The organism is Vibrio sp. 10N.222.52.B12 (assembly GCF_002875385.1).
Lineage (GTDB): Bacteria > Pseudomonadota > Gammaproteobacteria > Enterobacterales > Vibrionaceae > Vibrio > Vibrio jasicida.
Genome location: NZ_MDAW01000117.1, coordinates 109,543 through 134,765 on the forward strand (window position 1 = coordinate 109,543; position 25,223 = coordinate 134,765).

General features: G+C 45.4%; 17 protein-coding genes. 11 read left to right on the forward strand and 6 right to left on the reverse strand.

Going from position 1 to position 25,223, the window contains the following annotated elements; translation table 11 throughout:
- The first annotated feature begins 190 nt into the window (after nt 1-190).
- From BCT11_RS12980 to BCT11_RS13030, 11 genes are all read left to right on the forward strand, one after another.
- Nucleotides 191-3,577: a response regulator gene (locus tag BCT11_RS12980; protein ID WP_042603154.1), complete on the forward strand. Its 3,387-nt coding sequence runs from the start codon at nt 191-193 to the stop codon at nt 3,575-3,577.
- Between the two features lie 853 nt (nt 3,578-4,430).
- The gene (locus BCT11_RS12985) at nt 4,431-6,113 is read left to right on the forward strand and encodes an ABC transporter substrate-binding protein (protein WP_102388485.1); all 1,683 of its coding nucleotides are present in this window, start codon (nt 4,431-4,433) and stop codon (nt 6,111-6,113) included.
- A 170-nt stretch (nt 6,114-6,283) separates the two neighbouring features.
- Nucleotides 6,284-7,270, forward strand: coding sequence for an ABC transporter permease (locus BCT11_RS12990; protein WP_038865841.1), 987 nt, complete (start codon nt 6,284-6,286; stop codon nt 7,268-7,270).
- Nucleotides 7,271-7,272: 2 nt separating this feature from the next.
- Nucleotides 7,273-8,298, forward strand: a complete 1,026-nt coding sequence (locus BCT11_RS12995; RefSeq protein WP_038878949.1) for an ABC transporter permease — start codon at nt 7,273-7,275, stop codon at nt 8,296-8,298.
- Nucleotides 8,299-8,300: 2 nt separating this feature from the next.
- Nucleotides 8,301-9,284, forward strand: a complete 984-nt coding sequence (locus BCT11_RS13000) for an ABC transporter ATP-binding protein (protein ID WP_005386550.1) — start codon at nt 8,301-8,303, stop codon at nt 9,282-9,284.
- A gap of 49 nt (nt 9,285-9,333) precedes the next feature.
- Complete coding sequence (locus tag BCT11_RS13005; RefSeq protein ID WP_102388486.1) at nt 9,334-10,329, forward strand: ABC transporter ATP-binding protein; 996 nt, start codon at nt 9,334-9,336, stop codon at nt 10,327-10,329.
- A 72-nt stretch (nt 10,330-10,401) separates the two neighbouring features.
- Nucleotides 10,402-12,141, forward strand: a complete 1,740-nt coding sequence (locus BCT11_RS13010; protein ID WP_102388487.1) for a glycoside hydrolase family 9 protein — start codon at nt 10,402-10,404, stop codon at nt 12,139-12,141.
- Between the two features lie 2 nt (nt 12,142-12,143).
- On the forward strand, nt 12,144-13,034 hold the full coding sequence (locus BCT11_RS13015) for an N-acetylglucosamine kinase (RefSeq protein WP_045405523.1): 891 nt from the start codon (nt 12,144-12,146) through the stop codon (nt 13,032-13,034).
- A gap of 8 nt (nt 13,035-13,042) precedes the next feature.
- Entirely contained in the window at nt 13,043-14,962 is a 1,920-nt protein-coding gene (locus BCT11_RS13020; protein WP_038878942.1) for a family 20 glycosylhydrolase, read from the forward strand.
- A gap of 84 nt (nt 14,963-15,046) precedes the next feature.
- On the forward strand, nt 15,047-17,455 hold the full coding sequence (locus BCT11_RS13025) for a N,N'-diacetylchitobiose phosphorylase (protein ID WP_102388488.1): 2,409 nt from the start codon (nt 15,047-15,049) through the stop codon (nt 17,453-17,455).
- 126 nt (nt 17,456-17,581) lie between these two features.
- Entirely contained in the window at nt 17,582-18,994 is a 1,413-nt protein-coding gene (locus tag BCT11_RS13030) for a phosphoglucomutase/phosphomannomutase family protein (protein ID WP_038878937.1), read from the forward strand.
- Between the two features lie 93 nt (nt 18,995-19,087).
- Here the strand turns inward: BCT11_RS13030 and BCT11_RS13035 are convergent, their stop codons facing one another.
- The 6 genes from BCT11_RS13035 to BCT11_RS13060 form a co-directional block, all read right to left on the reverse strand.
- Nucleotides 19,088-20,119, reverse strand: coding sequence for an ABC transporter ATP-binding protein (locus tag BCT11_RS13035; RefSeq protein WP_039976212.1), 1,032 nt, complete (start codon nt 20,117-20,119; stop codon nt 19,088-19,090).
- A complete protein-coding gene (locus tag BCT11_RS13040) occupies nt 20,119-21,744 on the reverse strand; it encodes an iron ABC transporter permease (protein WP_102388489.1) in 1,626 nt (541 codons plus the stop codon). Before BCT11_RS13040 ends, BCT11_RS13035 begins: the two co-directional genes overlap by 1 nt.
- A 99-nt stretch (nt 21,745-21,843) precedes the next feature.
- Nucleotides 21,844-22,857 (reverse strand): Fe(3+) ABC transporter substrate-binding protein, encoded by a 1,014-nt coding sequence (locus BCT11_RS13045; RefSeq protein WP_005439400.1) that lies wholly within the window; start codon nt 22,855-22,857, stop codon nt 21,844-21,846.
- 151 nt (nt 22,858-23,008) lie between these two features.
- The gene (locus tag BCT11_RS13050) at nt 23,009-24,238 is read right to left on the reverse strand and encodes an ammonium transporter (RefSeq protein ID WP_102388490.1); all 1,230 of its coding nucleotides are present in this window, start codon (nt 24,236-24,238) and stop codon (nt 23,009-23,011) included.
- Between the two features lie 25 nt (nt 24,239-24,263).
- Nucleotides 24,264-24,602 (reverse strand): P-II family nitrogen regulator, encoded by a 339-nt coding sequence (locus BCT11_RS13055; RefSeq protein WP_010450136.1) that lies wholly within the window; start codon nt 24,600-24,602, stop codon nt 24,264-24,266.
- 188 nt (nt 24,603-24,790) lie between these two features.
- Nucleotides 24,791-25,159, reverse strand: coding sequence for a YacL family protein (locus tag BCT11_RS13060; protein WP_102388491.1), 369 nt, complete (start codon nt 25,157-25,159; stop codon nt 24,791-24,793).
- Nucleotides 25,160-25,223 lie beyond the last annotated feature (64 nt).

The following is a 25,223-nucleotide window of genomic DNA, read 5'->3' on the forward strand; positions in this document are numbered from 1 at the left end:
TTAAATTTCATTCAACTCTTCGAAAAACTGCGTCACTCCCCACGCTTTGCAATCAACTTTCTTGTCAAAGAAAAAAAACTCGTTAATTTTGTTAATTCTATCGAATCTAACTTCTTATCCGTTTTTAACGAGAACCTTGGCAAGCCCTAGTAATTTGGTCGCTGCCCTTTTATGAGTTGTAATCTTATTCATGTTTAAATTCTACAAAAAGCAGAAATTTAAGCGCCTGCAAAGCACGCTAATGACCGCGTTTTTGGTTCTTAGTATCACGCCTTTGACGATCACTGCGATTTTCTTCCTGCAGTCACACAGTAAAGATCTTCAAGAACAAAGTACCTCACACCTACTTTCTGTGCGTGACACGAAGCAACAACAGATCATCGACTACTTTGCGGCTCAAGAAACTGAGGTCATGGGCTTTGTTCGCTCAGAATTGGCGTATGCCAGTGGTGGTCGATTCTATGGTTTAGTCAATGCATTCAGTCGCCTAGGGCATGATATTGACGAAGCGAGAGAGAACGCACAGCAACGTTATATCCAAGGCAGTGGCGACCAGATAAAAACTTCAATTTTGCCAGAGTCCTCTAACTATGTTGGTAGTGAGCGTTATCGCCTATTACATAAACGCTACCACTGGGCGTATCTAGAACTGTTAAAGCGCTCTGACTTCAACGACATCTTGTTGGTCGACATTGACGGTAACGTGACTTATTCAATCAATAAAGATGACAATTACGGCACAAACTTACTGACTGGCAGCTATAAAGACAGCGCCTTGGGCCGAACATTCAAACGTCTGTCGGAGGACGTTAATGCGCGTCGTAAAGTCAATGAAGATTACACACCTGTTGTGTTTTCTGACTTTGAGATCGAAAACGGTAAGCAAGTCGCCTGGCTAGGTGCGCCGATTGTTCAGCAAGGTTACCTGCACAGCTATGCCATGTTCCGACTACCAAACAATGGCATTACAAAGCTAATTGCAGAAATTAACCGTGATTCTTCTATTGAGACTTTGTTGGTTGGCAGTGATCACAAACCTCGTACAATTAACACCAAGCAAGACAACATCCAAAACAGCCTAGAAATTATCGACAAAGCACTCGCGGGCGAAACCGAAGTAGGCACTTACAGCAACCGCTTAGGTGAAGAGATGATCGCGGCGTTTGCACCCATTGAAACTCGTGGTCTAACTTGGGCGCTAGTCGTACAGCTTCCTGAAAAAGAAGCGTTTGCCCGTGTCCATCAGCTTGAGAAACTGTTTGTGATTGCGATGTTGATTGCAATTGTATTAGTCGTTATCGCTTCACATTACTTATCTAATTTCATCACTTCGCCGCTACTCAAGCTTACTTGGGCAGCTGAGAAAGTGTCTGCTGGTGACTTAGATGAGACGACCTTTAATACTCAGCGAAAAGATGAGATCGGGCGTCTTGCGATCAGCTTTGAACGTATGCAGCGCTCAATTCGAGAAAAGATTCAAACGATTAAACAACAAAACGAAGAGCTTGAGAGCAACATTAAGTTGATTCAAAAGCAAAACGAGGAGTTGCAATTAGCAGACAAACTCAAAGATGAATTCCTAGCAACTACGTCTCACGAATTGCGGACACCGCTACACGGCATGGTGGGGATTGCAGAGACATTGGTATCTGGCGCAAACGGTGCGATTCCTGCGAGCCAAAAATACCAGCTAGACATCATTATTAAGAGTGGTCAGCGCTTGGCAAATCTCGTTGATGATTTATTGGATTATCATAAGATGCGCTATGGCAGCATGGATATCCAAAAATCAGCGGTAAGCTTAGCAAGTGCAACACGTTTGGTACTAGAACTCTCTGGCCACCTATTAGGTAACAAAACAATCCGCATCATTAACCAAGTTCCTGCGGACTTAAAAGCGGTCTCTGCCGATCCACAACGTATAGAGCAAGTGCTTTACAATTTGATTGGTAACGCAATTAAGTACACCTCAGAAGGTAAAATTGTCATCTCCGCAAATGTGGTGGACGATCAGGTGCGCGTCCAAGTCGTTGATACTGGCCAAGGTATCCCAGCGGAACACTTGGAGCACATCTTTGAACCGCTCATTCAGGCGGGCCAAGATGCAAGTCGTTACCGTCAGGGTGCAGGACTCGGCCTATCCATTAGCCGTCAGCTTATCGAGTTAATGGGCGGCTCACTGTATGTAAGTAGTCAACCAATGGTAGGAACAACCTTTAGCTTCACTTTACCTCTTGCAACAGAAGAGGAAATAAAAGCAACACAAACTCTGGCGGCTCGTGGTCACTTCCAAATCCCTGAAGCAAATTTGGAAAACACCGACGACTTATCTCTGCCAGAAAACCCGGATGGTCCACTACTCTACGTCGCAGATGATGAACCAGTAAACTTACGCGTTTTAGAGAGCTTCTTACGATTGGAAGGCTATCGAGTGCGTACGATTTCAGATGGCCCTGATACGCTAGCGTTAATTGAACAAGAGAAACCAGAGCTGTTGCTATTGGATATCATGATGCCAGGCATGAGTGGCTACCAGGTATGTAGCGAGTTACGTAACACTTACGACCACGCAGAACTGCCGATCATCATGTTAACGGCATTAAGCCAGACAGAAGATCGTGTAAGAGGCTTCGAGGCTGGTGCAAATGATTACTTGTCCAAACCATTTAATAAACAAGAACTAGCCGCTCGAATCCAAGCGCATTTGACAGCAAGCAAAGCCGAAATGCGTCACATGGAAAACAAGTTGCTTGAATCTGAGCTGCGTCAACGCGCAGAAGTCGAAGCCAGTTTACTTGAAACACAAGGACGTTTGTTAGAGCAACTTGAATCTGCTCCTGAGGCCATCATCTGTTTGCGAGAAGACCAACGAATTCGCTTTGCCAACGAGGCTGCTTGTAAACTCTTCAAACGCAGCCTAGAACAGTTAAAACGCTCATCAGCTGATGAACTCATTGCGCCAAAATTCTTAACCGTCAAGCAACCACACTACTGTGGCAAGATTGATATCTACATCGAAGATATTCGTCAAAACATTGAAGCAGACATTCTCAAACTGCCAGAAGGCTCTGGTTTAGACGTTATGTACATCTTTAACGTTGGTGGTGGAGCAAACGCAGCACGTATTCATAATCTGGAAACGGCAGTAGAAGTTCTTTCATGCTATGCGTTCGATGGAGACAAAGATCAACTACAAAAACTGAAAGAACTGGGCGGAGAGTTTACTCGTCTTGCCGACAAAGCATTAGGCAATAAGAAAGATAAACAAGAGTTGATGCGTGAAGTACTGGTTGATGCGATGACACATGCTTTAGAATACTGGGAGTCCGTTACAGGAGAAACCAAGTTTGCTTTCGCTGAGCAAAGCGGCTTTTGGCGTGTTTACCTAGACCGCAGTACATTACAGACTCGAACACTTGATAAATACATGCGCATCGAAACTTTGCCAAAAACACCACGCTGGAGAACCGTTTTAAACTCGATAGAGTTTATTCTTGAGCACTGTAAAGAACAAAGCCCAGAACGTGCTTACATCGAAGCACAGCGGGACAAACTGCAAAGGCTCCTCACGAGCTAAGCATGCCTATTTTAATTCAAGCCCTGCCTCGCGCAGGGCTTTTTTGATAGTAAAAGCAGCCATCCTAGCTTCCACAGCAATGCTCAAATGTATTCACCTCATTCACCTCATTCACCTCATTCACCTCATTCACCTCATTCACCACTCAATAATGGACCACTTTCCCACCTCAGTCCTTCCTATAAGACTTGGAAGCAACATATCAGAATCATTTTTAAAAGACGATTAAACCAAGTTTTTTCTGGGTTGAGCGACGGCAAATAGCATCGTGTCATTTCGAACAAATACGCAGAAAAAACACTTCCTTTCCCCTATAAAAAAAGCATAATCAGCCGCCAAATTTCATCGCCAAAATGGGCTGTTTTTTACTTTTAAAGGGAAAATTGACCAACAATTAACGGAGATTGCGAAGTCAATCACAACAGAACGGCAGATTAAATTTCACCTAGTTAATTAACAAAATTTTCGTGTGTGAGCCAGATCGCCAAAGCAAAGAGAACAAAAAAATAAACATACAATAAAAGACCTATGACGTAAGCAACCACTAACACGCAGTATTTGTGCGGATATAAACTGCGACACATATCAACGTTTGTTTTTTAGCCTACAGAGACTTAAAAACGAACAAAATGACGTTTGTAACGTAGCTGGCTTAGTTTTTAACGTTTTTAACGGGAATCGAGTTTGATTATTTTGTGGATAAGGTGTTTTCTTAGTCCTGCCTAAGGCCTACAGGCCACTCTTAGAGCGACACAATTTGAAGTGTAGTGAAGAGGTGGGCCTTGGAGAGTGTTTATCAATTGATGACATTCAATTCCATTAGTGAAATGAAAGCAAATAGTAAGGAACAGCTATGCTTGCCAATATTAAAAAAACAGCACTAGCAACAGCAATTATTGCAACGGCTACTACAGGTTTTGCATCAGTAGCTACAGCCGCTGAGCGCAGTGAACTGACTATCCACCCTAAAGAGTTTACAACTTTTGTTCGTAACTTTAACCCTTTCTTGGGTGCAACTAACCTGCACACAACTACTGACTTTATTTACGAGCCTCTAGTTGTTTTCAACGAAATGCACGGTAACACACCGGTATTCCGTCTAGCAGAAAACTTCCAAATGTCTGACGACCTAATGAGCGTAACTTTCGATATTCGTAAAGGCGTTAAATGGTCTGATGGTGAGAAATTCAATGCAGATGACGTAGTTTACTCTTTCAACCTAGTTAAAGAGAAGCCAGAACTAGACCAGTCTGGTATCAATACTTGGGTTGCTGGCGTAGAAAAACTTAATGAATACCAGGTTAAGTTCACTCTGACTGAAGCGAACTCTAACGTTCCTTACGAAATTGCTCGTGTACCTGTCGTACCACAGCACGTATGGAGTAAAGTGAAAGATCCAGCAACATTCACTAACGAAAACCCAGTTGGTTCTGGTCCATTCACAGTGATCGATACTTTCACTCCTCAACTGTACATCCAGTGTGAAAACCCTAACTACTGGGATGCAGCGAACCTAGACGTTGACTGTCTACGTGTTCCACAAATCGCAAACAACGACCAATTCCTAGGTAAAGTTGTAAACGGTGAGATGGACTGGACTTCTTCATTCGTTCCAGATATCGACCGCACTTACGCAGCAGCGAGCCCTAAACACCACTACTGGTACCCGCCAGCAGGTACACAGGCATTCGTTGTAAACTTCAAGAACCCAGATGCAGCGAAAAACGAAGCACTAACTAACGTTGACTTCCGTCGTGCATTCTCTATGGCTCTTGACCGTCAAACTATCATTGATATCGCTTTCTACGGCGGCGGTACTGTGAACGACTTCGCATCTGGCCTTGGCTACGCATTCGAAGCTTGGTCTGACGAAAAGACTCATGACAAGTTCAAAGCTTACAACTCATACAACGCTGAAGGCGCTAAGAAGCTTCTAGCTAAAGCTGGCTTCAAAGACGTAAACAAAGATGGTTTTGTTGACACTCCATCAGGTAAGTCTTTCGAGCTTCTAATCCAATCTCCAAACGGTTGGACTGACTTCAACAACACTGTACAGCTTGCTGTTGAGCAACTTGCAGAAGTAGGTATCAAAGCACGTGCTCGTACACCAGATTTCTCTGTGTACAACCAAGCAATGCTTGAAGGTACTTACGATGTTGCGTACACCAACTACTTCCACGGTGCAGACCCATACACTTACTGGAACAGTGCTTACAACTCAGCACTTCAGTCTGGCGACGGTATGCCTCGTTTCGCGATGCACTTCTACAAGAACGATAAGCTAGATGGCCTACTTAACAGCTTCTACAAAACAGCTGATAAGCAAGAACAGCTAGAAATCGCTCACGGTATCCAGCAAATCATCGCTCAAGACCAAGTGACTATTCCTGTATTGTCTGGTGCTTACATGTACCAATACAACACAACTCGCTTCACAGGTTGGTGGAACGAAGAAAATCCTAAGGGCCGTCCAAACATTTGGGCTGGTATCCCAGAGCGTCTACTTCACGTATTGGATCTAAAACCAGTTAAATAAGTAGAAGTTCATTTCTAGCGGCACACATCCCGTGTGCCGCCTATAAAAATCCCCTTGTGACCAAACCAACATATGGCGCTCGTCGTCAGGGGATTTTTCGCTCTAAATTTCGCTAGGAGCGACCTGAAACCAGAAACAGGGAAAAAATCTGGGTGAGTAAGGTGTGAGTTATGGGTTATTTTTTAAGACGTTTGTCGTTCTATCTTGTCGCGCTCTTGGTTGCAGCGACGTTAAACTTCATTATTCCGCGAGCAATGCCTGGTGACCCAGTTACCATGATGTTTGCTAACGCATCAGTACAGGTAACACCAGAGCGAATCGCAGCAATGAAAGAGCTGTTAGGTTTCGTAGATGGTCCAATTTATGTTCAATACCTGTCGTACATTAAAAACATTCTAAGCTGGGAGCTAGGTACTTCTATCCAGTTCTACCCGCTTTCAGTTAACTCTCTACTAGGCAGTGCATTTGGTTGGTCACTATTCCTAGCTGGTACGGCAGTTGTGCTTTCATTCTCTATTGCATCTGTACTGGGTATCTTTGCAGCATGGAAACGTGGTAGCAAATACGATGCATTTGTAACGCCTGGAACGCTGATTATCCAAGCAATCCCGCAAATGGTTATCGCGATGCTAGCGCTGTTTATTTTTGCAATCGGTCTTAAATGGTTCCCATCTGGTTACGCTTACACACCGGGTACCATTCCTGACTGGACAAGTTGGGAATTCATAAAGGACGTTGGTTATCACGCGGTTCTTCCATTGTTCTGTGCAACGATTGTTCAGATTGGTGGCTTCCTAGTAAATATGCGTAACAACATGATCAACCTTCTTGCTGAAGACTACATCACGATGGCAAAAGGTAAGGGTCTAAGCCAAAACCGTGTTGTATTTAACTACGCTGCACGTAACGCGCTACTACCAAGTGTTACAGCACTTTCAATGTCTCTAGGTATGGCAATCGGTGGTCAGCTTATCATCGAGATGATCTTCAACTACCCAGGCCTAGGCACAGTGCTTCTAAACGCAATTCACGCACGTGACTACCAAGTACTTCAAGGTCAGCTAATTATCATGACGATGTTCATGCTGTGCTTCAACTTAATGGCTGACATGCTGTACATGATTCTAGACCCTCGCCTACGTAAGGGAGGCAAATAATCATGAAAGAACTATTTAAACTGATTTTAGGTAACGCGTTCGCACGTGTTGGTTTAGCCATTATCGCTTTGTTTATCTTTGTTGCAGTGGCTGCTCCTTTAATTACTCAACACGCACCAGACAAACGCACGGGTAACCCACATGAATACCCTGGCTTTGTTGTAAAACAAGCGCAAAACAACCCTGATGGCTGGGTGGCTAAAAATCTAGCCGACGACCGTCGTACGCTTATCATGTCGAAAAAAGCGGACCACGTTCTAGGTACGTCTCGCATGGGTCGTGACATTTGGTCTCAAGTGGCATACGGCGCGCGAGTATCTCTAGGTGTTGGTTTCGGTGCGGGTATTATCGTTTGTTTCCTAGCAACAGTTATCGGTATCTCAGCAGGTTACTTTGGTGGCCGTGTTGATGACGTATTAAGTGCTGCCATGAACATCATGCTAGTTATCCCACAACTGCCATTACTGTTCGTACTTGCCGCCTTTATCGGGGAGGCTGGGCCACTCACCATTGCATTAATCATTGCCGGTACCTCCTGGGCTTGGGGTGCACGTGTGGTTCGAGCTCAAACCATGGCCTTGCGTGAAAAAGAATTTGTTAAAGCGGCTGAGGTTCTTGGTGAGTCATCTCTTCGTATCATCTTCGTTGAGATTCTACCAAACCTTATCCCAATCGTAGGTGCAAGCTTCATCGGTTCAGTAATGCTAGCAATCAACACGGAAGCTGTAATCTCGTTCCTAGGTCTGGGCGATGCGAACACCATCAGTTGGGGCATCATGCTGTACAACGTGCAAACCTCATCGGCGATGTTAATCGGCGCATGGTGGGAAGTTCTAGCTCCTTGTATTGCACTAACGTTACTGGTTACAGGTCTTGCTCTACTTAACTTCGCCGTTGATGAAATTGCGAACCCGCAGCTTCGCTCTCACAAAGGCATGAAGCGCTGGAAGAAACTAGCAGCAAAAGACAAGAAAGAGCGTGAGCCTGAACTGGCACCACAAAATGCACTATGGAGCGGAGATAAATAATCATGACTGCACCACTAATTTCTATCCGTAACCTATGCGTAGACTACATTACAGATGCGGGCGATGTCCGCGCCTGTAACAACGTCAGCTTTGACATCGCACCCGGCGAAGTATTCGGCCTAGCAGGTGAATCAGGCTGTGGTAAATCGACTGTTGCCTTCTCGCTAATGCGCCTTCATAAGCCACCAGCGTTTATCACTGGTGGTGAGGTTATTTTCAATGGCGAAGATATCCTCCAGTACAGTGATGACCGTATGCAAGCGTTCCGTTGGAGCGAAATGTCGATGGTATTCCAGAGTGCGATGAACGCTTTGAACCCTGTTCTTACTATGGAAGAACAGTTCTGCGACGTCATCATGCGTCATACCAATATGACGCGTGCTCAAGCAAAAACACGAGCTGAAGGTCTGCTGGAAATCGTTGATATCCACCCAAGCCGCTTAAGCGACTACCCACACCAGTTCTCTGGTGGTATGCGTCAGCGTCTAGTAATCGCAATCGCTTTGGCTCTGAATCCAAAAATGATCATCATGGATGAACCAACTACCGCACTAGATGTAGTAGTTCAACGTGAAATTCTACAAAAGATTTACGCGCTTAAAGAAGAGTTTGGTTTCTCAATCCTGTTCATCACGCATGATTTGTCTTTGATGGTCGAGTTCTCTGACCGTATCGGCATCATGTACTCAGGTGAATTAATTGAAGTTGCACCTTCTAAGCAGATTCTGGAGAGTCCTTACCACCCTTACACCAAAGGTTTGGGTAGCTCTTTCCCTCCACTAACTGGTCCAAAGACCAAATTGACTGGTATTCCGGGTAACCCGCTGAACTTGCTAGAAGTGCCACAAGGTTGCCGCTTCCAAGCTCGTTGCGACCGCGTACATGAAGCATGTACACGAGTACCAACGCAACTACGTCAAATTGAACCAGGTCGTCTCTCAAATTGTCATTTGTACGGCGACACCATTGCTCAAGCTAAGGTTTAACAACAAAAAATAACGCTAGCTAAGAACAAAAATTACACTGGAGAGAATTATGAGCAAACAATTCGGCGAACTGCTGATTGAAGGTAAAAATGTCGTTAAGGACTTCCCTTTAAACAGTAACTCAATCAAGCAATCTAAGATGCGTGCAATCAACGACGTATCTTTCAAAATGTACAAGAGCCGCGGCTTGTCAGTGGTAGGTGAGTCTGGTTCAGGTAAGTCTACTACTGCAAAAATGATTGCTAAAATGTACGCACCAACCGATGGCATCATCGAGTACAAAGGTCGTGATATCCAAGACATCACCTCTCGTCACGATTTGATGACTTACCGTGAAGGTGTGCAAATGGTATGGCAAGACCCGTTTGGCTCGCTAAACCCTACACACAACATCTTCCACCATATTGCTCGCCCACTTCTGATCCACAAGAAGGTTTCTCCGGGCAACAAAAAAGAGTTGGAAGAGCGCGTGTACAACCTACTAGAACAAGTTGGTCTGATTCCACCAAAAGAAACGGCGCAAAAGTTCCCACATCAACTCTCTGGCGGTCAACGTCAGCGCGTGAACTTGGCTCGTAACATTGCGGTTGGTGCAGAAGTGGTACTGGCTGACGAACCAACATCAATGCTTGATGTATCGATCCGTGCCGGTGTTCTTAACCTGATGGAAGAGATGAAGTTTGAGAAACAAATGTCTCTGCTTTACATCACGCACGATATCGCGACAGCGCGTTACATCGCTGAAGATCTTGCGGTTATGTATGTAGGCCACATGGTTGAATGGGGCGATACAGAGGAAATCATTCACAAGCCTCAACACCCATACACACAACTGCTGGTTTCTGCCGTTCCTGATCCATCAAAGTCAATCCACGAGAAGTTGAAAGGCAACAAAGGCGAGATACCACTTTGGACGCCAGAATCAGTTGGTTGTCCATTCGCAGGACGCTGTGTTCATGCCACAGACAAATGTCGTGAGCGACTGCCTGCTGTAACTCAGCTATCTGACAACCACTTTGTTCGTTGTTACTTATTTGAAGATTAATCATAACGAGGGTCAGGTATAAATCTGGCCCCTTTTTCCCTTTATATTTTATTGTTTCCCGGAGAAACTTGAATGCTGCTACTGACTAACCACATTGGTTACGAGCGTCTGGGCCCTAAAAAAGCGATCATCCAGACAAGCCAACCACGTCTGTCTTCTTATACTGCTTTATTGGTTTGTGCGGACAGCCACCAAACTGTCGCTACGCTAACAGTGGAAAAGCAAGGCAAAGTAGCGAGCTGGCATCAAGGTCATTTCTATCTTGTAGACTTTTCTTCATTTAATACTCCTGGTAACTACTACCTTCGTTTCGATCATTTGCGTTCATCTCACTTTGAAATTGGTGAACATATTCTTCTCGATCAAACACTATCTGACGTGATCCACTACTTTAAGTCTCAACGTTGTGGTGGCATTTTTGATCAACAAGATCGTCAGGTTCCACTGCTAAATTCCGACGAAACCGCAGATGTTCACGGCGGTTGGTATGACGCTTCAGGCGATGTCAGTAAATATCTGAGTCACTTGTCATACGCAAACTACCTAAACCCACAGCAGACACCAATGGTGGTGTGGAACATGTTGAAAGGTTTGTCTCTGCTTGAAGGCAACGACAAACTGGCTAAATTCACTTCTACTCGCCTTATTGAAGAAGCCCTGTTCGGTGCAGACTTCCTTGTTCGTATGCAAAACGAAAAAGGCTTCTTCTACATGACCGTGTTCGACAAGTGGAGTAAAGACACAGCTCAACGTGAAATATGCGCCTACGAAACCCAACTTGGTCATAAGTTTGATGACTACCAAGCCGGTTACCGACAAGGTGCTGGCGTTAGCATTGCGGCATTAGCTTCAGCAGCACGTCTGGAGTTTCACGGTGAGTTCGACCAACAAAAATACCGTAATGCAGCAGAAAACGGCTACTGGCACTTAAAAGAGCACAACATCCAATATCTAAACGATGGTGAAGAGAACATCATCGATGAATACTGCGCATTGCTTGCAGCCGTTGAGCTATTCAAGACCACCAAAGAAACACGCTACCTAGAAGACAGCCGCGTATGGGCAAATCGTCTTTCTGCTCGTCAAATGAGTGATGAGCACATTCAACATTTTTGGGCTGCCAATCATGATGGCAGCCGCCCTTACTTCCATGCGGCAGAAGCAGGGCTTCCTGTTATCGCACTATGTGAATACTTGTCGATTGAAGACGACTCTGAGCGCGCTTCAGTAGCAAAACAAATCATCACCCAAGCTTGTGAGTTTGAAGTCGCAATCACCCATAAAGTGAAGAACCCATTTGGTTACCCACGCCAATATGTAAAAGGCGTGGACGAAGCAAAACGTGATGCGTTCTTTGTGGCACACAACAATGAATCGGGTTACTGGTGGCAAGGTGAGAATGCTCGCTTAGGTTCACTGGCAACCATGGCGTATTTGGCGCAACCATTTATTGAGTCAGAAACTCTAAAGCAGCAGCTTTCTAAACTCGCACAAGATTCTATCAACTGGATTGTGGGCCTGAACCCGTACGACATGTGCATGTTGGACGGTCATGGCCGTAACAATCCGGACTACCTTCCTCAATATGGCTTCTTCAACGCAAAAGGTGGCGTTTGCAACGGTATCACCGGCGGTTTCGAAGATGAGGAAGACATTGCATTTAATCCACCAGCACAGAAAGACGACATGCTTCAGAACTGGCGTTGGGGAGAACAATGGATCCCGCATGGCGCTTGGTACCTACTCGCAGTAATGAGTCAGGCTCAGCACATCTCGACTTTAGCGAACTCTCAAGAAATTAAGGAGCAATAACCATGGGGATGTATTTTGTAGGTATTGACGGCGGCGGCACTTCATGTCGAGCCCGTATCAAAGACGCGCAAGGTAACTTCATTGGTGAAGCGAAAAGCGGAAGTGCAAACGTCATGCTGGGAGCGGAAGTCGCCATGGCATCCATTCTTGAATCCATCGCTTCAGCAGCGCAGCAAGGCGGCCTAACTCAGCAAGACTTTGCCTCTATGCACGTTGGCTTAGCTCTTGCGGGAGCTGAACACAAAACCTCTTGGCAAGCATTCATGGCTTTGGAACACCCATTTGCCAGTATGACACTCAACACTGATGCTTACGGTGCTTGTATTGGCGCGCACAGCGGTAAAGATGGTGCAATTATGATTGCTGGAACCGGTTCTTGCGGTATTTTCCTGAAAGGCCTTGAGCAGCACGTTGTTGGTGGACGTGAGTTCCCGATCTCCGACCAAGGCGGCGGCGCAGTAATGGGATTACGCCTGATTCAACAAGTCTTGCTAGCAGAAGATGGCATCCGTGAAAAAACACCTCTAGCAGCGCATGTCATGGCTCATTTTGAAAATGACATCGACAACGTAGTGGCATGGTCCAAACAAGCTCTACCTCGCGATTACGGTCAATTTTCTCCAGCAATTTTCCAACATGCAGAACAAGGTGATGCACTAGCGATTGAAATGCTTAAGCAGACCGCTGCCGATATTGAGATGTTTCTGGTTGCGTTAAACAAACGCGGGGCGACTCGTATTTGCTTAATGGGCAGTATTGCTGAACGCATCCTGCATTGGCTGTCACCGCCCGTTCAACAATGGGTGGTAGAGCCTCAATTTGATGCGATTGAAGGCGCTATTATGTTTGCTGGTAAACCAGAGCATAACCTTTACGCCGTGAGTGTTGAGTAGGAGTGAAGATGGAATATCGTGTTGATTTAGTGGTCCTTTCTGAGCAAAAACAAAACTGCCGCTTTGGACTCACCTTTCATAACTTGAGCGACCAAGACCTAAACAATTGGAGCCTGACTTTCGCTTTCGACCGCTATATTCTTCCAGACAGCGTTTCAAATGGTCAACTGACTCAAATTGGTAGCTTTTGCACACTAAAACCGGAAGGTATGGTATTGGCTGCCAACCATCACTATTACTGTGAATTCAGTATTGGTTCAAACCCATTCCGTTATTACTCGGATGGATTTAATGAAGCCATGATTGACTTTGTCGTTGACGGAAATCCACAACGCGCACAAGTTGATGTTACTCCTATCGTTTTGGCCTCACCTTATCGCGAACGCAGTGATATTCCAGCAAGCTTAACGCATGCACAGCCTTTATTACCAAAGCCCAACCATATTGAAGTGAGTGACCTGTCGTTTAGCTTCGATGAGCAAGTTGGTGTCGCGATATACACAGATTTAGCGAATTCAGCAAAAGCATGGTTGCTGGAAGAGCTTGAACGCATTCACCAATTCAAATTGTCTTCTTCTAACAGTGGGAAAATCTTATTCAAAAGTAACCCAACACTGGACGAAGGTACTTACAGACTTAAAGTATCTGAAGAGTCGATCAAGATTGAGGCAGGGTCTTCGTCTGGCTTTACCCATGCTTGTGCGACCTTATTGCAACTACTAAAACGAGACGAGAGTGCCAACACTATGGAAGTGGTGTGCTGCTCTATCAAAGACAGTCCTCGCTTTCGCTACCGTGGCATGATGTTGGACTGCGCTCGTCATTTCCACTCGGTAGAGCAAGTAAAACGCCTCATCAATTTGTTGGCACATTACAAATTCAATACCTTCCATTGGCACCTAACGGACGATGAAGGTTGGCGTATCGAGATTAAGTCCTTACCTCAACTAACAGACATTGGCGCTTGGCGTGGTATCGATGAAACCATCGAACCGCAATACACCCATTTAACTCAGCGTTACGGCGGTTTCTACACTCAAGAGCAAATTAAAGACGTGGTGGCTTTTGCAGCACAGCGTGGCATCACTATCATCCCTGAGATTGACGTTCCTGGGCATTGCCGCGCAGCAATCAAATCTCTGCCACACCTACTTGTTGAAGCGGAAGACAAAACCGAATATCGCAGCATTCAGCACTATAACGATAATGTCATCAACCCTGCTCTGCCGGGTAGTTACGAGTTTATCGACAAAGTACTTGAAGAAGTAGCAGCTCTATTCCCAGCGCCTTATGTCCATATTGGGGCAGACGAAGTTCCTAATGGCGTGTGGTCTAAGAGCCCTTCTTGCCAAGCTCTTATGGAGCAATTGGGTTATACCGATTACAAAGAGCTACAAGGGCACTTCTTACGTCATGCAGAAGACAAGCTACGAAAATTAGGCAAACGAATGGTAGGTTGGGAAGAAGCCCAACACGGCAACAAAGTGAGTAAAGATACAGTGATCTACTCATGGCTAAGCGAAGAAGCTGCATTGAACTGCGCTCGCCAAGGTTTTGATGTAGTGCTGCAACCAGCACAAACCACCTACCTCGACATGACCCAAGACTATGCACCAGAAGAGCCAGGTGTTGACTGGGCAAACCCATTGCCATTAGAGAAAGCATACAACTATGAGCCATTAGCAGAAGTCCCTGCTGATGACCCAATCAGAAAGCGCATTTGGGGCATTCAAACTGCCTTGTGGTGCGAAATCATCAACAACCCATCGCGTATGGACTACATGATTTTCCCTCGCTTAACAGCCATGGCAGAAGCATGTTGGACTGAAAAACAACACCGCGATTGGACCGACTATTTATCACGTTTGAAAGGGCACCTTCCTCTGCTTGATTTGCAGGGAGTGAATTACCGTAAACCGTGGAAGTAATACCAAGCTAGATGACAATACATCTTGCTTAAAGAATTATTAAATTTGACTGCAAACGCAGTATTGTAAAAAGGAAATACACAAATGAAATACGGCTATTTCGATAACGAGAATCGCGAATACGTCATCACTCGCCCTGACGTACCAGCGCCATGGACTAACTACCTAGGTACTGAGAAGTTCTGTACCGTTATCTCGCACAACGCAGGCGGCTACTCGTTCTATAACTCTCCAGAATACAACCGTGTTACTAAATTCCGTCCAAACGCGACATTCGATCGTCCTGGGCACTACGTTTACTTACGTGATGATGAGACAGGTGATTACTGGTCAATCTCTTGGCAACCAGTTGCAAAAAGCCTAGATGAAGCAAACTACGAAGTTCGCCATGGCTTGTCTTACTCTAAGTTCAAATGTGAATACAACGGTATTACAGCAACGAAAACCCTATTCGTACCAAAAGGCGAAGACGCTGAAGTTTGGGATGTGGTTATCAAGAACACTTCAGACAAGCCGCGCACAATCAGTGCATTCTCGTTTGTAGAATTTTCGTTCAGCCATATTCAATCAGACAACCAAAACCACCAGATGTCTCTGTACTCTGCAGGCACGTCTTACAATGAAGGTGTGATTGAATACGACTTGTACTATAACACCAACGATTTCGAAGGTTTCTACTACCTAGCTTCAACGTTTGACCCAGATTCATACGACGGCCAACGTGACAGCTTCCTAGGTCTATACCGCGACGAAGCAAACCCACTAGCAGTAGAACAAGGTAAATGTTTTAACACCGCACAAACGTGTTACAACCACTGTGGCTCTCTACACAAGCAATTTACTATCCAACCAGGTGAAGAAGTTCGTTTCGCATACATCCTAGGTATCGGTAAAGGCAACGGCGACCGCCTTCGCGCTAAATACCAAGATCTCGCTGAAGTAGACAATGCATTTGCGGGCATCAAAGCACACTGGGATGAGCGTTGTAATAAATTCCAAGTGAAATCACCAAACGAAGGTCTAGATACCATGATCAACGCTTGGACCCTATACCAAGCAGAAACTTGTGTGGTGTGGTCTCGCTTTGCTTCGTTCATCGAAGTGGGTGGTCGTACTGGTCTTGGCTACCGCGATACAGCGCAAGATGCGATTTCTGTTCCTCACGCCAACCCGGCAATGACCCGCAAGCGTCTTGTTGACCTACTTCGTGGCCAAGTGAAAGCAGGTTACGGTCTGCACCTGTTCGATCCAGACTGGTTCGATCCTGAGAAAGCTGATGTTAAGCCATCTAAATCTCCAACCGTCGTTCCAACGCCTTCTGATGAAGACAAGATCCACGGCATCGAAGACACGTGTTCAGATGATCACCTATGGCTAGTTCCAACCATCTGTAAGTACGTGATGGAAACGGGTGAGCACAGTTTCTTTGACGAAGTGATCCCTTACGCAGACGGCGGTGATGCAACCGTTTATGACCACATGAAAGCAGCGCTAGACTTCTCGGCTGAATACGTCGGTCAAACCGGTATCTGTAAAGGTCTACGCGCAGACTGGAACGACTGTCTGAACCTAGGTGGTGGTGAATCTTCAATGGTGTCGTTCCTACATTTCTGGGCACTGCAAGAGTTCATTGACCTAGCGAAATACCTAGGTAAAGAAGCGGATGTTGAGAAATACACAGTTATGGCAGCAAACGTTCGTGAAGCGTGTGAAACACACCTTTGGGACGACGAAGGCGGTTGGTACATCCGTGGTCTGACGAAGAATGGTGACAAGATCGGTACAGCGCAACAAGCGGAAGGCCGAGTGCACCTTGAGTCAAACACGCTAGCAGTACTTTCTGGTGCGGTTTCTCAAGAGCGCGGTGAAAAAGCGATGGACGCAGTCGATGAGAACCTGTTCTCTGAGTACGGCCTGCATCTAAACTCACCATCATTTGCAACGCCGAACGATGACATCGGTTTCGTGACTCGTGTTTACCAAGGCGTAAAAGAGAACGGTGCAATCTTCTCGCATCCAAACCCATGGGCTTGGGTAGCTGAAGCGAAACTGGGTCGTGGTGATCGTGCAATGAAATTCTACGATGCACTTAACCCATACAACCAGAACGACATCATCGAAAAACGTATTGCAGAACCTTACTCATACGTGCAGTTCATCATGGGTCGTGACCACCAAGACCACGGTCGTGCAAACCACCCATGGTTAACAGGTACATCTGGCTGGGCATACTTCGCAGTTACCAACTTTATCCTTGGTGTGCGAACAGGCTTTGATGGTCTGACTATCGATCCATGTATCCCAACGAACTGGCCAGGTTTCGAAGTGACTCGCCAATGGCTAGGTGCAACGTACAACATCAAAGTCGTTAACCCAGACTCAGTAAGCAAAGGCGTTAAGTCGATTACTGTGAACGGTGAAGCAGTAAATGGTGCCTCTGTACCAGTTCAAGCGGAAGGTTCAGTAAACGAAGTTATCGTTACTCTAGGTTAATCATCTCTTTGGGGGAGAGCTTCTCCCCTTTTGATTTATCCGATGCACTTGAATTCGATAAGTGCATCGGTTCGCTAGCAAAGATTTAAGAAGCGGTGGGACGCCGCTCTTATCGAGGATCGAATCATGATCAAATTTGGTACAGGCGGCTGGCGTGCATTTATCGGTGAGGAGTTCACTAAAGATAATGTACGTTTGGTTGCTCAAGCAGTCGCAAACATTACCAACGCTGAGTCCGTTGCTGATCGCGGCTTTATTATCGGTTATGACCGCCGTTTTCTTTCTGATAAAGCTGGTCGCTGGTTTGCTGAAGTTTTGGCGGCAAATGGCATCGTAGTTAGCTTTATCGATAAGTTCGTGCCGACGCCTATCGTGATGTTTAAAGCAAAAGAGATGGGCTGTGCATACTCTGCGTGTATTACAGCCTCACACAACCCTGCGGATTATAACGGCATCAAAGTCTTCATCGAAGGTGGGCGTGATGCCGATGAAATCATCACAGAAAAAATTGAGTCTCAAATCGCAACGCTTACAGCACAAGATGTGAAAAGCGTCGATTTTGATCAGGCAGTACAAGACAAACTGATTGATATTATTAACCCGATGAACGAGTTCGTCGATTCGATCATCGACTTTATCGACATTGAAGCCATCAAAAAAGCGAACCTTCGCGTTTTGGTCGACCCGATGTTTGGTGTTGCTAAAAATGCGCTGCAAACCGTATTGATTAATGGCCGCTGTGAAGTAGACGTAATCAACGACGGTAAGAACCCTGACTTTGGCGGCTTAATGCCATCACCAAGTGCAGCAACCCTTTACCGCTTGATGCACCTTGTCGAGCAAGAAGGCTATGACATCGGTATTGGTACCGATGGTGATGCGGACCGTCTTGGTATTATCGACGAGAAAGGCAACTTTATTCACCCGAATGAAGTGCTACTACTGCTTTACTACTACTTGCTCGAATACAAAGGGTGGACCGGTTCAGTAGTGCGTAATATCGCAACAACACACTTGTTAGACAAAGTTGCGGAAGACCACGGTGAGAAGTGCTTTGAAGTACCTGTAGGCTTTAAGCACATCAGCTCTCAAATGGAAGCTGACGACTCACTAATTGGCGGTGAAAGCTCTGGCGGCTTAACTATTCGTGGCCATATTAAAGGCAAAGATGGTGTATTTGCATCAAGCCTATTAGTAGAAATGATTTCAGTCACTGGTAAGAAACTGTCTGAGTTACTGGATGAAATCTACGGCAAATACGGATATGCCTACATGGCAGAAGGCGATTGCAAGTTCAAACCTGCGCAAAAAGAAGTGCTATTCAACAAGATTTATGTTGAGAAGCAGTTGCCTGAGTTTGAATTTGAGATCGAGAAAGTCAGCTACGAAGACGGTGCGAAAGTGTACTTCAAGAACGGCGGTTGGATTATTGCTCGCTTCTCAGGTACTGAGCCACTACTACGAATTTTTGCAGAAATGCAAGATAAGGACACTGCAGAACGTGTTCTTCAACAGTTTAAGGACTTCTTGTCTTTATAACTGAACCTTGTGCTCGCTTTGAGCACAATCCTATAGGTGAAGAACACTTGCCCGGCATCAGCGCCGGGCCTTTTTATTTTATAGATGTAAACATTACGCGAAAGCTAATACACCTTGGGTTTCAACTTTTACTATCACACTATCCCCGACATTCAACGCCTGAGCTGAAGTAGCCAACAGTCGGTCACCATTGACATCTATCACGTAGCGACAGTGATCCCCCATAAAGTGCTGTTCAAGTACTTTGATTGCACTCTCTTCATCCGCAGTAATTTGAACATGTTGAGGACGAAGCAGTAATGCACACTCATCATCTACTTGGATTTCCTGCTGAGCATTGGCTTCCACCACACCTAGGTGGGTTTGATATTCATTGTCGGAAATTCTCTTCGCAACAAGGTAGCTACCACCACCTAAGAAGTCCGCAACAAATTTGCTCGAAGGCTGGTAGTAAAGTTCAGATGCCGTGCCGTACTGCTCAATCACACCATGGTTCATCACTGCCATCTTATCGGCAAAAGCAAAAGCTTCTTCACGGCTATGGGTGACAAAAATCGCGGTAACCCCCTGTTCTTTGAAGATTTTACGGATCTCACGGATCAGTTCATGACGAACTTGGGTATCAATATTGGAAAACGGTTCATCCAACAACAGAAGGTCTGGTTTGTAAGCCAATGAACGAGCAATCGCCACACGTTGCTGTTGGCCGCCAGAAAGTTGGTGAGGATAACGGTCACCGTAACCTTTAAGGTGAACCAAGCTGAGCATCTCTTCGACTTTCATCAGCTTTTGCTGCGCCGATTCGTTCTTCAAACCAAAAGCAATGTTCTCAGCGACTGTCAGGTGCGGGAACAAAGCGTAATCTTGGAAGATCATACCGATATTACGCTGCTCTGGTGGTAGCCAGTTTTTACCGTCATCAATCGTAAGACAGTTCAAACTCATTTGACCTGAACTCAGAGGAAGCAGGCCAGCAATCGCTTTCAAAAGCGTTGTCTTACCGCAGCCACTCGCGCCAAGTAGGCAGACAATCTGCCCTTGCTCAACTTCGAGAGAAAGTGATTCAAGGACAGTCTGGTCGTCATACTGACAAGTTAGGTTTTTAATCGATAATGCACAGCTCATCAGTGACTTTGCTCCAGTGAACGGTTAACAACTACAAGCGGGATTAACCCGACAAGGACCAGTAATACAGCCGGAAGTGCGGCAAGCTCTAAATGCTCATCCGAAGCGAAGTTGTATACATACGTCGCTAAGGTTTCAAAGTTAAATGGTCGCAATAGTAATGCAGCATTGAGCTCTTTCATTGACTCAATAAACACCAACAAACCAGCAATTAGGGCACCACGTTTAACCAACGGGAAATGCACTCGCCAAAGCATGGTATTTGGCGTACAGCCCATGGTACGGGAAGCCATATCCAACGATGGAGAGATCTTATTTAAGTTACTTTCCACACTGCCAATTGCAACAGCCGAGAAACGTACCACCATCGCGAAAATCAGCGCAAACATAGAACCAGAGAAAATAAGCCCAGGTCTCCCCCATTCCATCGCTTTCGCAATATCGTTAACACGGTGATCCATAAACAACACCGCAACCATCACACCGATAGCCAGTACCGTACCAGGGACGGCATAGCCCAACGAAGACAAACGCATAAACGCCAAGCTAGAGCGGCCGCCGTTTACGCGTTGACTGAAGTTCACAGTCAACGCAATCGCAACACCAATGATTGCAGCCACGACTGACACCACCAAACTGTTCCATGCGTATTCACGAAACTCCGGCGTCCAACTTTGTGCAAAGTAAGTGATGGCGTAATCAAGTAACTGTAGCAATGGGAAGATAAACGCGATTGCCACCAAGCCCCAACACCAAATTAATGCGCCCCACTTTCGCCAACCTCGTAGCTCATAACGGAAGTCTTCATGGCTATTAAACTGACTTTGGAACAGCTTCTGCTTACGACGGCTGTAGCGCTCTGCACTCAATAACAACACTACAATCATCAACATCATTGCTGAGATTTTCGCGGCTGCATTGAGGTTCGAATACCCAAGCCAAGTATCGTAAACCGCCGTAGTAAGCGTGTTCACAGCAAAATAGCTGACGGTTCCGAAGTCACCGATGGTTTCCATCGCGACCAGAGACAAACCAACAGCGATAGAGGGTCTTACAAGCGGTAAAGAGATACGCCAAAAGCTTTCCCAAGGGGAGCATTTTAACAAGCGAGCACTCTGCAGTAGAGAAACGTTCTGCTCCATAAATGCAGCACGACAAAGCAAGTAAACGTATGGGTAAAGAACAAGAGAAAGAACGAAAGTCGCACCACCTAAGGTACGAATATCAGGGAACCAATATTCACCCGGCCCCCATCCCGTTATATCACGTAAGAAGATTTGAATTGGCCCAGCAAAATCAAACCAATCCGTAAAAATGTAACCAATGATATAACCCGGCATCGCAAGTGGTAGAACTAAGGCCCACTGCAACCACTTCTCAGTTGGCAATTTACACATCGCCATAAACCAAGCACTTGGAATACCCAGAATCAAAGAAAGAAGCATCACACCTGCAGTCAGAACTACGGTGTTATAGATATAGGTAGGCATGACCGTCGACATCAAGTGTGTGAACAAGTCATCTGTCTCGCCAATGGCGGTATAGAAGATCGCTAAGATCGGCAAAACCAGTAACAGGGTAATCACCCCACTACTGGTTTTCCATAGAGAATGTTTATTCTTCATTGCCTAAATACTGCAAGGCTTTATGAAATACAAATGCGGCTGCAAATACATCTCATATCCTTTAATAAAATGGGGGTACAGTTATACCCCCACATGGAATTAAAGGTCAAATTTCACTTCATCTAGTAGCTTGATTGCTGCTTCATGGTGAGAAGCGATGTCGTCTAGAGAAATCGAATCCGCTTTGAAGTCACCCCAAGATTCCACAAGCTCAGAACGCTTAACACCTTCCTTCACTGGGTACTCGTAGTTTACTTCTGCGTACATTTGCTGCGCTTTGTCACCCGTTAGGAATTCCATAAGCTTCACAGCGTTGTCTTTGTTTGGAGAGAACTTCGCCATCGCCATACCAGAGATGTTCACGTGCGTACCTGTTGTCTCTTGGTTAGGGAAGTTGATGTATACCGCGTCTGCCCAAGCTTTTTGCTCTTTGTCGTTAACCATTTTACCTAGGTAGTAGCTGTTACCTAGAGAAACATCACATAGACCTTCTTTGATTGCTTTAACTTGAGCACGGTCGTTACCTTGAGGCTTACGAGCTAGGTTCGCTTTTACGCCTTCCAGCCATTCTTTAGTCTCAGCTTCACCGTGGTGAGCGATCATAGAAGACACTAGAGATACGTTGTAAGGGTGCTTACCGCTACGAGTACAGATTTTGCCTTTAAACTCAGGCTTTGCTAGATCCGCGTAGTTGAAGTCGTTACCTAGTTTGCCAACACGGTCACGTGAAGAGTAAACGTTACGAGTACGTAGAGTCAGAGCAAACCACTCGTTTTCTTTGTCTTGGTACTGTGCTGGTACGTTTTCTTCGATGATTTTGCTGTCTACCTTTTGAACCAGACCTTTGTTTGTCAGTTCAGCTAGACGGCTGATATCTGTAGTAAGGATTACGTCAGCTGGGCTGTATTCGCCTTCTTGAGCCAACTTCTCTGCTAGACCTTTTTTCGCAAACTTAACGTTTACTTTAATGCCAGTTTCTTTAGTGAACTCGTTGAACATAGGTTCAACTAGGAAAGGTTGACGGTAAGAGTACACGTTCACTTCTTCAGCAGCCATTGCCGTTGGAGCCAGAGTAGCGCAAGTAATCGCTGAAAGAGTTAGCAGTTTTTTCATTGTTTAATCCTTTACCATGCTAATGATAACGTTTATCAGTTGCGTTATTATATGCATGTTCAATAAGAAAACAATTAATCAATAAAAAAACCTGCTCATTGGAGCAGGTTTTTTAATGTTAAGTTTGTAACTATTTATTACATTGTGAGTGTTATTTCACAGTCACGAATTCTGGGTAAGCACCAACACCACAGTCGTGCATATCCATACCTTCTAGCTCTTCGTCTTCCGATACGCGGATACCGATTGTCGCTTTCAGGATTGCCCATACCACTAGGCTTGCACCAAATACCCAAGCAAAGATAACTGCCGCACCTAGAAGCTGTGCACCAAACGTTGCATCACCGTTGCTCAGTGGCACAACCATTAGGCCGAAGAAACCACACACACCGTGAACTGAGATAGCACCTACTGGATCATCAATCTTAATCTTATCCAAGCCAATGATGCTAAAGACTACTAGCGCACCTGATACCGCACCAATCGCCACAGCATAAAGCGGTGATGGAGATAGAGGGTCAGCCGTGATAGCAACAAGACCAGCTAACGCACCGTTCAAAATCATAGTCAGGTCTGCTTTACCCCAAGTTGTTTTACATACAAATAGTGCGGCAATTGCACCTGCTGCAGCTGCAGCGTTGGTGTTTAGGAAAATTTGACCAACTGCAGTCGCGTTCTCAAAATCCGAAACCATAAGTTGAGAACCGCCGTTGAAACCGAACCAACCGAACCAAAGGATAAACGTACCCAATGTAGCAAGAGGCATGTTTGAACCTGGGATTGGGTAGATTTCGCCATTTTTACCGTATTTACCTTTACGTGCACCCAGTAATAGTACGCCTGCTAATGCTGCTGAAGCACCCGCCATGTGTACGATACCTGAGCCCGCAAAGTCACTAAAGCCTACTTCTGATAGGAAGCCACCACCCCAAGTCCAGTAACCTTCCATTGGGTAAATAAATGCAGTCAGTACCGCTGAGAAAATTAGGAAAGACCAAAGCTTCATACGCTCTGCAACAGCGCCAGAAACCACTGACATTGCTGTTGCTACAAATACGACTTGGAAGAAGAAGTCCGACTCTAGAGAGTGGTCAGCACCTTCACCTTGTGTGCCAATTAGTGCACCAAATGATGGTAACCAACCGCCTTCACCGTTATCGACATACATAATGTTGTAGCCAACCAATAGGAACATGGTACAAGCGATCGCGTAAAGACAGATGTTTTTAGTTAGAATTTCTGTTGTATTTTTAGAGCGAACTAAGCCCGCTTCTAGCATGGCAAAACCTGCTGCCATCCACATGACCAACGCACCGGAAATGAGGAAGAAAAAGGTGTCGAGTGCGTAACGTAATTCAGTTACCGTTGTTGTTAATTCCATGATAGTTCTCCAATCCCTTGAATTCTTAAAGTGCTTCTGCGTCCATTTCGCCAGTACGTATACGCACCGCTTGGTTTAAGTCGTAGACAAAAATCTTACCGTCACCAATCTTGCCAGTTTGCGCCGCTTTAGTGATGGCTTCTACCACGCGATCCACATTGTCTGCATGGGTTGCGATTTCTAGTTTTACTTTTGGTAGAAAGTCGACTTGATACTCGGCGCCACGGTATAGCTCCGTGTGGCCTTTCTGACGACCAAAACCTTTAACCTCTGATACTGTCATCCCTTCAATACCGACATCAGCCAATGCTTCGCGTACATCGTCTAACTTAAAAGGTTTTATAATGGCATTAATGATTTTCATTGAATCTTCTCCGCAGCTTTCATCCTGAAACATTCATATTAATCCAAGCGGCGTGCCAACTTTTTATCCCATTGATTTATATAGAATTAGTAAAATTAACAAACTTATAAACAAAAAGGGCGCACCATATCGGTGCGCCCTTTTCACAAATATAAGGCAATCCTAATTAGACGACCCAAAACTGTGCATTAAATGTTCAAAAAGTCTTTCCATTGCTCTATCAAGGCACAAAAATCTTCTATACCACAGCTGGCTGTACTCTCTGCATCGTAGAAATCAAACTCGCTTTCCATTTCCACTTCATACTCATGGCCCAGCGCGTTTTCTTGCACTAGCACCTCATCACCGTGGATCATCAAACTGATCTCTGTACCGGTCAATCTATGCTCTTGAGATGGCGAAGAAAATGCCTGATTAATTAAAGCTTCTACCTGAGCAATTTTTGCTGGGTCTTTGCCTATTTCTTCTTGCAACCAACGACCCACAATCTCATGCCCCATGCTGCATTTGACATAGTATTCGCCCATCAATGTGTTGCGGATGAATTCAAATTCCATCGTGATCGCCTTTTCGTATCAATTTGGTGCGGAGTATACAGGGAGATGTTGGATGGGAGAAGCG

What these genes read in the sequence shown, in the direction of transcription:
- BCT11_RS13035 (WP_039976212.1), bottom strand. Translation starts at nt 20,119, where the DNA reads ATGAGCTGTGCATTATCGATTAAAAACCTAACTTGTCAGTATGACGAC.
- BCT11_RS13030 (WP_038878937.1), top strand. Translation starts at nt 17,582, where the DNA reads ATGATCAAATTTGGTACAGGCGGCTGGCGTGCATTTATCGGTGAGGAG.
- BCT11_RS12990 (WP_038865841.1), top strand. Translation starts at nt 6,284, where the DNA reads ATGGGTTATTTTTTAAGACGTTTGTCGTTCTATCTTGTCGCGCTCTTG.
- BCT11_RS12985 (WP_102388485.1), top strand. Translation starts at nt 4,431, where the DNA reads ATGCTTGCCAATATTAAAAAAACAGCACTAGCAACAGCAATTATTGCA.
- BCT11_RS13025 (WP_102388488.1), top strand. Translation starts at nt 15,047, where the DNA reads ATGAAATACGGCTATTTCGATAACGAGAATCGCGAATACGTCATCACT.
- BCT11_RS12995 (WP_038878949.1), top strand. Translation starts at nt 7,273, where the DNA reads ATGAAAGAACTATTTAAACTGATTTTAGGTAACGCGTTCGCACGTGTT.
- BCT11_RS13010 (WP_102388487.1), top strand. Translation starts at nt 10,402, where the DNA reads ATGCTGCTACTGACTAACCACATTGGTTACGAGCGTCTGGGCCCTAAA.
- BCT11_RS13050 (WP_102388490.1), bottom strand. Translation starts at nt 24,238, where the DNA reads ATGGAATTAACAACAACGGTAACTGAATTACGTTACGCACTCGACACC.
- BCT11_RS13000 (WP_005386550.1), top strand. Translation starts at nt 8,301, where the DNA reads ATGACTGCACCACTAATTTCTATCCGTAACCTATGCGTAGACTACATT.
- BCT11_RS13060 (WP_102388491.1), bottom strand. Translation starts at nt 25,159, where the DNA reads ATGGAATTTGAATTCATCCGCAACACATTGATGGGCGAATACTATGTC.
- BCT11_RS13055 (WP_010450136.1), bottom strand. Translation starts at nt 24,602, where the DNA reads ATGAAAATCATTAATGCCATTATAAAACCTTTTAAGTTAGACGATGTA.
- BCT11_RS12980 (WP_042603154.1), top strand. Translation starts at nt 191, where the DNA reads ATGTTTAAATTCTACAAAAAGCAGAAATTTAAGCGCCTGCAAAGCACG.
- BCT11_RS13005 (WP_102388486.1), top strand. Translation starts at nt 9,334, where the DNA reads ATGAGCAAACAATTCGGCGAACTGCTGATTGAAGGTAAAAATGTCGTT.
- BCT11_RS13045 (WP_005439400.1), bottom strand. Translation starts at nt 22,857, where the DNA reads ATGAAAAAACTGCTAACTCTTTCAGCGATTACTTGCGCTACTCTGGCT.
- BCT11_RS13020 (WP_038878942.1), top strand. Translation starts at nt 13,043, where the DNA reads ATGGAATATCGTGTTGATTTAGTGGTCCTTTCTGAGCAAAAACAAAAC.
- BCT11_RS13040 (WP_102388489.1), bottom strand. Translation starts at nt 21,744, where the DNA reads ATGAAGAATAAACATTCTCTATGGAAAACCAGTAGTGGGGTGATTACC.
- BCT11_RS13015 (WP_045405523.1), top strand. Translation starts at nt 12,144, where the DNA reads ATGGGGATGTATTTTGTAGGTATTGACGGCGGCGGCACTTCATGTCGA.